Source organism: Veillonella dispar (assembly GCF_937975875.1).
In the GTDB taxonomy this organism is placed as follows: Bacteria; Bacillota; Negativicutes; order Veillonellales; family Veillonellaceae; genus Veillonella; species Veillonella dispar_B.
The window spans coordinates 1-9,625 of record NZ_CALJSP010000155.1; the positions used below are offsets into that span (position 1 = coordinate 1).

Annotated in this window: 12 protein-coding genes; all 12 read left to right on the forward strand. The window is 34.0% G+C overall.

Translation table 11 applies throughout. The features are described from left to right. Positions 1 to 357: 357 nt before the first annotated feature. The 12 genes from Q7P05_RS07405 to Q7P05_RS07460 all read left to right on the forward strand — a co-directional run bounded on the left by Q7P05_RS07405 (position 358) and on the right by Q7P05_RS07460 (position 9,569). Positions 358 to 735 (forward strand): hypothetical protein, encoded by a 378-nt coding sequence (locus Q7P05_RS07405; RefSeq protein ID WP_303931393.1) that lies wholly within the window; start codon positions 358 to 360, stop codon positions 733 to 735. 151 nt (positions 736 to 886) lie between these two features. Further along, positions 887 to 1,273 carry a GNAT family N-acetyltransferase gene (locus tag Q7P05_RS07410; protein ID WP_303931395.1) on the forward strand — a complete coding sequence of 129 codons (387 nt, stop codon included), beginning with the start codon at positions 887 to 889 and terminating at the stop codon, positions 1,271 to 1,273. Positions 1,274 to 1,411: 138 nt separating this feature from the next. Next, on the forward strand, positions 1,412 to 2,473 hold the full coding sequence (locus tag Q7P05_RS07415; protein ID WP_303931396.1) for an ankyrin repeat domain-containing protein: 1,062 nt from the start codon (positions 1,412 to 1,414) through the stop codon (positions 2,471 to 2,473). A gap of 28 nt (positions 2,474 to 2,501) precedes the next feature. Further along, positions 2,502 to 2,921 (forward strand): bacteriocin, encoded by a 420-nt coding sequence (locus Q7P05_RS07420; RefSeq protein WP_303931398.1) that lies wholly within the window; start codon positions 2,502 to 2,504, stop codon positions 2,919 to 2,921. Then, positions 2,914 to 3,273, forward strand: coding sequence for a hypothetical protein (locus tag Q7P05_RS07425; protein ID WP_303931399.1), 360 nt, complete (start codon positions 2,914 to 2,916; stop codon positions 3,271 to 3,273). Before Q7P05_RS07420 ends, Q7P05_RS07425 begins: the two co-directional genes overlap by 8 nt. A 47-nt stretch (positions 3,274 to 3,320) precedes the next feature. Then, positions 3,321 to 3,779 (forward strand): glycosyl transferase family 4, encoded by a 459-nt coding sequence (locus Q7P05_RS07430; RefSeq protein ID WP_303931401.1) that lies wholly within the window; start codon positions 3,321 to 3,323, stop codon positions 3,777 to 3,779. A gap of 41 nt (positions 3,780 to 3,820) precedes the next feature. After that, positions 3,821 to 5,344 (forward strand): SMI1/KNR4 family protein, encoded by a 1,524-nt coding sequence (locus tag Q7P05_RS07435; protein WP_303931402.1) that lies wholly within the window; start codon positions 3,821 to 3,823, stop codon positions 5,342 to 5,344. A 207-nt stretch (positions 5,345 to 5,551) separates the two neighbouring features. Next, positions 5,552 to 6,130, forward strand: a complete 579-nt coding sequence (locus Q7P05_RS07440) for a hypothetical protein (protein ID WP_303931404.1) — start codon at positions 5,552 to 5,554, stop codon at positions 6,128 to 6,130. A gap of 125 nt (positions 6,131 to 6,255) precedes the next feature. Next, complete coding sequence (locus Q7P05_RS07445; RefSeq protein WP_303931406.1) at positions 6,256 to 7,278, forward strand: DMP19 family protein; 1,023 nt, start codon at positions 6,256 to 6,258, stop codon at positions 7,276 to 7,278. Between the two features lie 100 nt (positions 7,279 to 7,378). Then, positions 7,379 to 7,864 (forward strand): prolyl-tRNA synthetase associated domain-containing protein, encoded by a 486-nt coding sequence (locus Q7P05_RS07450; RefSeq protein ID WP_303931407.1) that lies wholly within the window; start codon positions 7,379 to 7,381, stop codon positions 7,862 to 7,864. Between the two features lie 21 nt (positions 7,865 to 7,885). Continuing rightward, positions 7,886 to 8,653 carry an antibiotic biosynthesis monooxygenase gene (locus Q7P05_RS07455; RefSeq protein ID WP_303931408.1) on the forward strand — a complete coding sequence of 256 codons (768 nt, stop codon included), beginning with the start codon at positions 7,886 to 7,888 and terminating at the stop codon, positions 8,651 to 8,653. 133 nt (positions 8,654 to 8,786) lie between these two features. Continuing rightward, a complete protein-coding gene (locus Q7P05_RS07460; RefSeq protein ID WP_303931410.1) occupies positions 8,787 to 9,569 on the forward strand; it encodes a protein-ADP-ribose hydrolase in 783 nt (260 codons plus the stop codon). The last annotated feature ends 56 nt before the right edge of the window (positions 9,570 to 9,625 follow it).

Below are 9,625 nucleotides of genomic sequence, written 5' to 3' on the forward strand. Positions count from 1 at the left end.
GTGATGAATGAGGTACATATTTATACTTATAAATATAATATAATTAAACTAAACTAAATATTATTTGGTGCTGAAATAGGATTGTATTATGGGATTAATATTAGATATTCATAAAGTAATGAATCATTTGAGCCAATGGCGGCCAATATTTTACTCTGAGGCTGACTTTCAATTTAGCTTAGCTTGGATGATTAAGGAAAATATCCCAATTGTGATATCAGACTAGAGTTTGTACCTGAATTTAACCCTAATTTACATCTTGATATTCTTGTTATAGTAGATGGTAAATGGATTCCTATTGAGCTTAAATATACGACCAAAAAATGTATTAAAACCATAAATGATGAAGTGTATGTATTGAAGGAGCAAGGTGCTAAGGATCAAGGTTGTTATAACTATTTAAAAGATATAATGCGTATAGAGGAGTTTAGAGATAAGAGTAATAACTTTATTGAAGGTTATACAATTAAGATAACTAGTGAGATGTCTTATCTAAATCTGCCCATAAAAGCAAATTGTATATACGCTGAATTTTCTATTAATGATGGTTCTATTAAAACAGGTTGCATGAAGTGGTCCGATAATACAGGAAAAGGAACAATGCGTGGAATGGAAGCACCTATAGTGTTAACTGGTATATATCCTATACATTGGAAAGAATACTCTAAAGTTGATGATACTAATAGTGGAACTTTTATGTATCTTGTTAATACAATAACTAAAGATAATAAATAGAAAGTAATATACATTTATGATTATAGAAAAAGCAACAATAGAAGAATATGTAGATGTTAGATCGTTTTATCATTCCCTTATAGATGGATTACAAGGATCTATTTATGATATAGGTTAGAAAAAAGATATTTATCCTGAGCCTGATTTCTTAATGAAATCAATTGCAAAGGACGAATTATTTATAGGAAACATTAATGGGAAAATTATAGCAGCCATGGTTATCAACCATGAATCTAACGAAGGATACCAGAATGTTGATTGGCCCACAAAAGCTCATGCAGATGAAGTGATGGGGATTCATGCACTTGGTGTACATCCTCATTACGCCGGTCATGGCTATGCTAAAGAGTTAGTTAGCTTTGCCATTACGTATGCTAAAGCGAATAAGCAAAAAGCAATACGTCTTGATGTTCTTAAAGGTAATCTTCCTGCTGAAAAGCTATACTCTAGTATGGGGTTCAAGTATCTTTGTACATTACCTATGTATTATGAAGATACAGGTTTAACCGATTATGAGCTATACGAACTTAGTTTATAAGTTGTCTCTAAACACAAGGAAAATAGTAGATTGGCCCTTCGCATAAGCGAAGGGCTTTTACTATACACTCATACTTATAAATGTAATATAATGTAATTAGTATATATCATTTTAAAATATAGTTCATGGGAGAGAGACATGATAGATCTAAAGGATTTAGGTACCTTTGAATCTGTACCTGAAATAGTAATAGATATTGTAAAAGGAAATATCGTAGCTTTAGAAACCGCATTAGTAGATGGTTGGGATATTCATAAACCTATACAATTGGGTAAGTACAGTGAGTATTCCCCTATAGAATTGGCATTAGTAATGAATTGTTTACCTAGTGTTCAATGGTTAGTTGAACATGGAGCAGAACTAAATGATGAAGAAAATCCAAGCTTCTTATTAGCTGTACGGTATGCTGATCAAAAGGTAATAGATTATGTTGTGGATCATGGTGCTAATATTCACGCATTGAACTCTGTGGAGGTAGATGCTTTTCAAGCTGCCTTATATGGCAAGAAATATGAGAACCTACAAATTATTCATGATTTGGGTCATACAGTACAAAAATATGGCGGTAAAGCTTTCAGAAATGCCATTACAGAGAATAATTATGAGGTTCTAGATTTCTTTATCCATAATAGTGTTGATATTAATTACAATAAGCCTGACTCTGTGTATCCTTTTAAGCCAACTCCATTATGTGTAGCTGCTCGGTACGTAGATTTACAGATGTGTAAATACTTGGTAGAACATGGTGCGGATGTGACTATCACGGAAAAGGATGGTATGCGTCCTTATAGCATTGCCATTGAAAAAGGCGATATGGAGATGGCAGAGTATTTTAAAACATTAGAGCCTGTAGAGTACCATGATAAACAGAATAAAATGGATCAATTAAAACCCTTTAAATTACCAAAGGCATTAGTATCGTTTTTAGAGAGAGATACTCTCTATTTTGAATTGCCAGACTCTGATTTTATATCCATTGAGTTTTTACCTTTACTTGATACAGTGCCATTTAAAGTGGGTCGTCGTAAATTATTACGACTATCTAAAGAGCTAGGCGAGTATAATGATTGGCAAATTGTATGGGATCCTAAGTCTAAAAAGATCAGTTGTTATGATACCGAGCATCAAGAGCTACGAGAACTTTGTAAGTTTGATGACTTTATGGCAGATATGTCAGGTCAATTAGAAACTTTGTTTTAATGTAAATTGTACAGCAGAGGAGATACATATGGCAGATACAGTTGAGAAAACTTATACAGACTGGTCAATTGATGTAGGTGACTATAAGTATGAAGGAATTACATTGAATGAGGTTGAGCAAAATCTCTACGCTATTGAGGATCAAGAACAGGCTTTTGTAGTTATCTCACCATCAAAGGCAATTCCGATAGATAATAAAATGTATAACTTTGTACAAGTTTGTAGTGATCAAGATACGGATTTATTACATATAGAGCTTAGTGTAACTAATGATGGCGAGCAGGGTGCGATAATATACGGTAAAAATGAACTAGGACATCAAGAGGCATTCCAGATCATAGAAGAATTTATTGCACATCATAAGGTACCATCATTAGATGATTGGGAAGTCGTACTAGATTTAAGACCAAAGATGGAAAGCTATGTAAAGGGTACAAACGATGACTAATCCTGTAATATATGATGAACAGTTAAGGCAATATACCACATTCTACGAAGGAATACAGTTTTGCTGGGATGAGAAACCAACAGATGCTAATTTAGATACGGCAAAGCTATTAGCTGTAAATTACCACAAGAATATAGATACAATCGTTACTTTCATCTATAACGAAATACAAGATTTGTATGGTGATGTAACTATTGATGACGTGAAATCACGCATTGGTATGCCTATTATTGAGCCAGAACGTGATGCTGTGACCTATTGCGAGCAAACCTTTGATGATACCCATATCTTTTCTTTTACATTTTGGGATGATGAATTCAAAGATTTACATTATTTTGCCATAGATGGATGATATATTTTTCATAATTTTGCTAGTATGACTTATGTGTGGAGTCTATTATGTTATATACACCGAATAACATTTTGTATAAGTATATTCGCTATCGATTTAGACGGATTCAGATTCAGTGCAATATGTTATATGATATAGCACCAGAGGAAGAAGATGAGATTTGTCGTAATCTATTAAAAAAGCGAGCGAAGATATTAATTCCAGTTGGCATATTATATTTTTTGCTTTTTGGGATTATCTTTGCTTGGCTAGTAGGAACAAGTGAGGAATTGAATCCATTAATGCAATGGGAATTAAGAGTTATAGATTATGTTATACCCATTTTAAATACCATAGATATAAAGTGGTATGCATATCCTCTAGATCTATTATGGGTGGCAATTATATTAGCGCCTATAGCGATTATAAATGCATCTCCTTATATTATTGTTTCCTATATGGTAGATACTATTTTGATACGACGTGAGGTAAAAGCTTTAATCAAAACTTATTCTATGAATGAATAATTAAAAAATTAGATTATATCGGTTTAAACTAGGAGAGTATTATGAGTAATCTAAAAGACTTTGATTGGACCGGATTTTGGAACGATGTTGATTATGCGTTTAAATCCTATATAGGTAAACCTGTTACCGATGAGGATATTAAAGATGCTGAATCAGAATTAGGTTATACATTGCCTACAGCATATATAGAGCTATTAAAAAATCATAATGGTGGTGTAGTAAAGAAAAATTGTTTTATTAACGATGATGACGATTGTGTATATATAACAGGAATATATGGCATCGATAGAGATAAAAAATACTCTCTTTTAGGTGAGATGGGAAATGAGTTTTGGATTTCAAAAGTAAAATATCCCCCTATCGGTGTCGTTGTAGCTGATACGATTTCCGGTGGTCACGACATGATTTTCCTCGATTATCGTGAGTGCGGTCCTACCGGTGAGCCTAAGGTTGTACGAGTAGATCAAGAAGGTGATTACTCCATGACTCCCTTAGCAGATAACTTTGGTGACTTTATTAAGAACTTATATATCAGTATAGAAGATATTACGGATGAAGAGTTTCAAGAATTAAGTGATGCGGATAAGGTTAAGCTCCTTAATGAACAAGAGGGCATCGATTCTAAGCGTGCTATGGAGTTATTAACTAACATAGGCATTGATAATTTGTCGCCTATATTGTTAAGCACCTTAGGACGTATGTATAATAATAATGGCCGCGCATCAGAGGCTATTGATTTATTTAATCGTATCAACGAGGCACATCGTGATTGGTCTTGGTATTATCGCTGTGGCTATGCTCATGCGATGTTAGCTATTGGTGAAAGCTACGAATCTGAACATGTACAGAAGGCACTACAGTTAATAGAAACGGGCATAAAAATGACGAAAGAAGCCCATTTAGATAAACAACTTGGTTGGTGCTGTGAAGTTGTTAAATACTTATTAACTCAAATCAAGCCAAAAGAGTACAAGGAGGATTATCCTTTGATATTTGAAACCATTAAGAATGTCTTTGATAAGAGAAATAGTAAAGATACTAAAGATACTAAAGAAGGTACAGATACTGAAGACGTTACTGATTGCGATGAAGATAACTATCCTACATATGATGTAGTGCATTGGGTATTTAACAAACATACATATAGTAGAGAAGAGTTTTCCAAAGAATACAATAAAGAAGTAGAGAAATATGTAGATGATGATCAATCAGATGACGACGATAGATTAGAAGAAACGGAAATTCTAGTAACCTATGAAGCTTGGATTGAAAGTGAAGACCAACTTTTTGATAATGAACGTGTTACAGACGAAGAATTGCTGGAAGAAGATAAAGAAGATGGTATGTGGCAGGTAGAAATTATGGCTCATCTTGTAGCGGATAATGGCACATATTTTACTAGAGAAGAATTGCTCTTTAAATTGCACAATTTGATGGCCAATAAAGAATTAGGCGATCATGTATTCTTTGAAGGTATTGAATACGAAGGCCATGAATGTGAAGGTTACGGACTTATAGATAATGAAGATGGTATACCTGTATTCTATATTGTGTGTGGTAGCTAGTTAATAAAAAATAATAGTTAAGCCCTTCGCTTATGCGAAGGGCTTTTACTATACACGAAAACTTATAACAGTAATAAAATATTTTAAATTATTGTACTTATGTGCTTTGGGCTACGTTATTTAATATGGGTTTCGTGTAAAATATAAAAAAATTTACACATTTTAAAATCGAAGCATTGTTTAAATGACTACAAGGAGGACTATTCTATGATTTTTGATGCCATAAAAAAACTGTTTAACAAGGATGAGAATACTGAGCAGATTGAATATCTCGGTGTTGATAAAGATGGTAATAAAATATATGAAGGTTATTATCATGAGTTTAAGGGAATTCCTTGGGTGTTCAATAAAACTACTTATACTAGAGAAGAGTTTCTTAAGGCGTTTTATGAATGCTTAGAAGAGCATAATGTTAATCCTGATACATTACCGCCATTAGTAGAGCCTGAAATTCTTGTAAGCTATGAAGCTTGGATTGAAAGCAAAAGTCAGCTTCACTCTAATGAATACTTATACGAAGATGATGAGTTACAAGAATACGATAAAGAAGATGGTATGTGGCAAGTTGAAATCTATGCTCGCCTAAAAGCAGATAATGGACAGTACTTTACTACTGAAGAGCTTCTTTTCAAGCTACATAACTTAATGGCCAATAAAGAGCTCGGTGATCATGTATTTTTTGAAAATCTAGCCTATGATGACCATGAATTCGATGGTGACGATATCGATGAAATCGACGATGATGATGAAGGTACTCCTGTATTTGTTGTATGGCTTGGTAGCTAGTTAAATAGCTGTTTTGTTATAAACTATTATTTTAAAATCTGTAACCCATAGTTTTGTGTTGTTTGTTATAATTATCTTAAGATGATTTCATATACATATTGATGCTATGAGGGGAAGTGTATTGTATGTCTTTAAGTGTTGAACAGTTTTTATCTTTAGCTGATGCTGAGCAATTACAAACTATTAAAGATCTTAATGATAGTGGAAACGTAAAAACTATTATTGATGTGTTAACTAGTGTGGGCATAGAAAATTTATCTATACCTTTATTGGGTGAGCTTGGTAGAGCTTATAACAATAATGGTAATGAAAAAGAGGCAATTAAGGTATTCGAGTCTATTGATGAAGCGCATCGTGATGCGGTGTGGTATTATCGCTGTGCCTATGCGTATGGAGCTATTGTTTTAGATAATAATGAAGTGTACACATCGGATACTATGCAGCAGATGCTAAGGTTAGTAGATCGGGGTGTACGGTTAGCTACGGAATCGGAACTAGATGATATAAAATCGTATTGTTTTGAAGTCATGGATATGTGCTATATGCAAATGGACTTTGAAAAATGTGAAGCTGATTATCCTGATTTATGTGCTGCCTATAATGAGTATGTAGCAGCTAAAAAGAAGAAAAGAGAAGGTGTACTTCGTCATCGTACTATCACTGTTGAAGAGATACAAGCTACAGACGATATGTGGACCATTAATGAGCCCATGTATTGGACTATCAATATATATGGCTCATACGATGATTATTTAGAATCTGCAAAACCTTTTACTGTAGAGCAACGCTATCTCAATGCTATATCCTGGTACTTCGCAGAGGTTAATAATGGTGGACATCATCAGTTCTTCTATAACTCTACAGGCATTGTATGGGAGGATGCTCTTGCTGGCTTACGTCTCTTCAAGATGGCTCCATTAGCAGATAATTTACAATCTGTAATTGATTATTTTGGTGGGTCCATTCCATTTGATAGGGAAGAACGATGGACCATTTTGAAAGACTGGGAAAATGAAGAGGAGTTGTTCGATTTCCTCGATAAAAAAGATGATGTAGTGTATGAATATGATGGAATCTATGAAGATACATTCGTACATGAACATCCTGAATTATTTGTATTTGATGGTACCTATAAAGTTCCAGAATAAATTTGGTGGGATAATTAGATTATATAGTTAGGTTATATAATAGTAATATGACTATAAATATTACTTTCACCAAGCGTAAACTATATATTAGAGGTATTACATGTTAGATAAACAAGGCGTATATGATTGTTTACGTGACCATCATATCGATTTTGAAATTACGGATCACGCACCGCTATTTAGTATGGACGATAAGCCTGATGTAGAGTTGCCATATCCTGAGTGGGATGCGAAGAATCTATTCATCCGAGACCACAAGCGGGAACACTATTATTTGATTACTGTTCGTGGTTCTAAGCGTGTGGATTTAAAACAGTTTCGTAAGGACCATAAGCTAAAAAAGATTTCTTTTGGCTCTGAAGAAGAGCTATGGGATATTTTGAAGATTAAACCAGGTCACGTATCTCCATTCTGCTTGCTCCACGATGAAGAGCGTAAGGTACATTACTATATTGATGCGGATTATAAAGATAATCTAATTGGTATCCATCCAAATCAAAATGACGCTACTGTATGGCTACAAGGAAAAGACTTAGTTAAATTAATTGAAGAACATGGTACAATAGTAGAATATATTACATTGTAATTTAGTCGAATCGGAGCATGTATGAATAGAAAATTATTAAAACGTATTCTTGTCACATCTGCTATTGCAGTATTAGGCGTAAGCACATCCTTTGCGGCTCTTGTTATGGAACGTGATGAAGGTTTAGATACAGCACCTAGTGTAGGTATGCATCGCTTCCAAGTACCTGCGGAATTACAAGGTGCATATAATAGTACGGGCGTAGCTAACTTAACTGCTTCTATGGAGAAAGAGCCTAACACATTATCTATGAACGTAGCTCATGTGAAAGGGAATCCATCTGAGTCTTATGTGGTAGAAATCTATAAAGATTTAGCGGCTATTGAAACGCATCGTAAATCTGATCAGTATCAAGCTTTTGTTAATGAAGTAGGTTCTAAATTAACAAATCGCAAAATGTATGATGTACAGTCTGTGCTATTGTTTGAGAAAAAAGATGCTTTATCTATCGTAAATGACGGTAAAGCTGTGGTGACATTGACAGAGTTTAATGTTGATAGCAATGATATCGATACAGTACAACGTCAATATCAACTAGATATAGAACGTGCTGTTCGAGACGATGCGGGCTATAAGGCGGGGTATGTGCTTCGTGATAGAAACGCAAAGAATCATTGGTATGTTATCCAAATCTATAGTGATCAAGAAGCCTTAACAAAACATTTGAATAGTCCTGGTTATCGCTTTATGATGAGCCAAATCCAAGGTAGTCTACAAAACGTTACTACAAAAGTACTAGATGGGGATATCCTCGTTAACCATGGTGGTCAAGCTTTTGTAAGACCTTAGTATTGGATATAATATAATTACGACTACAAATATAATTACAGTAAAGTTACTGCTAGCATATGCATATGTATGTGCTAGCAGTTTTTTTGTTATATAATAAGTAAAAGTCTTGATAGACTATAAGGAGTTACAAATGACACAGCAAGAACGTTTATCTTATCTTGTAAAAGGATTAGTAGAAGAATATAGAGAGAAATATAAAGACGAACATATTGAAATTCCTAATGATGAAGCAGAACAGTTTACACTTTTTAGGGCTTTATGTAATATTCGTGCTGCTGGTGCAATGCCTATTGAATGGATGAAAGTACAAGATGAATATTTAAATATATTGACTCTAGAAAAAGGTATTGTAAGGATTAAGGATATGGAGGAGAGGGAGCCTCAGATTTATTTGTGGCAAGGAGACATTACTCGATTATCTGTAGATGCTATTGTTAATGCTGCCAATAATCAATTACTTGGTTGTTTTGCGCCTAATCATAAGTGTATCGATAATGCCATTCATACTTTTGCTGGTATTGAGCTGCGTATGGAGTGTGCACGGATGATAGAATATATGGATATGCCTGAGAAAACAGGCGTGGCTCGTAAGACTTATGCCTATAATTTACCAGCCAGTCATGTTATCCATACAGTGGGACCTATTGTTTATGATACTGTTACAGAGTTAGAAAAAGAACAATTGGCATCGTGCTATAGATCTTGCTTGGAGTTAGCTAATGCTTATAGTTTGAAGTCCATTGCATTTTGCTGTATTTCTACAGGTGAGTTTAGATTTCCTAATGAATTGGCGGCCCAAATTGCTATCGATACGGTGCGTACCTATTTAAAAGAAACTAATAGTAAAATACAAGTGGTATTTAATGTATTTAAGGATATAGATTATGAAATCTACAACAAATTAATGGGATAAATAATGTACTCCTTTTGAAATTCATAAAAATACTGTATCATTTAATAATGACATAC

What these genes read in the sequence shown, in the direction of transcription:
- Q7P05_RS07410 (WP_303931395.1), top strand. Translation starts at nt 887, where the DNA reads ATGAAATCAATTGCAAAGGACGAATTATTTATAGGAAACATTAATGGG.
- Q7P05_RS07415 (WP_303931396.1), top strand. Translation starts at nt 1,412, where the DNA reads ATGATAGATCTAAAGGATTTAGGTACCTTTGAATCTGTACCTGAAATA.
- Q7P05_RS07420 (WP_303931398.1), top strand. Translation starts at nt 2,502, where the DNA reads ATGGCAGATACAGTTGAGAAAACTTATACAGACTGGTCAATTGATGTA.
- Q7P05_RS07425 (WP_303931399.1), top strand. Translation starts at nt 2,914, where the DNA reads ATGACTAATCCTGTAATATATGATGAACAGTTAAGGCAATATACCACA.
- Q7P05_RS07430 (WP_303931401.1), top strand. Translation starts at nt 3,321, where the DNA reads ATGTTATATACACCGAATAACATTTTGTATAAGTATATTCGCTATCGA.
- Q7P05_RS07435 (WP_303931402.1), top strand. Translation starts at nt 3,821, where the DNA reads ATGAGTAATCTAAAAGACTTTGATTGGACCGGATTTTGGAACGATGTT.
- Q7P05_RS07440 (WP_303931404.1), top strand. Translation starts at nt 5,552, where the DNA reads ATGATTTTTGATGCCATAAAAAAACTGTTTAACAAGGATGAGAATACT.
- Q7P05_RS07445 (WP_303931406.1), top strand. Translation starts at nt 6,256, where the DNA reads ATGTCTTTAAGTGTTGAACAGTTTTTATCTTTAGCTGATGCTGAGCAA.
- Q7P05_RS07450 (WP_303931407.1), top strand. Translation starts at nt 7,379, where the DNA reads ATGTTAGATAAACAAGGCGTATATGATTGTTTACGTGACCATCATATC.
- Q7P05_RS07455 (WP_303931408.1), top strand. Translation starts at nt 7,886, where the DNA reads ATGAATAGAAAATTATTAAAACGTATTCTTGTCACATCTGCTATTGCA.
- Q7P05_RS07460 (WP_303931410.1), top strand. Translation starts at nt 8,787, where the DNA reads ATGACACAGCAAGAACGTTTATCTTATCTTGTAAAAGGATTAGTAGAA.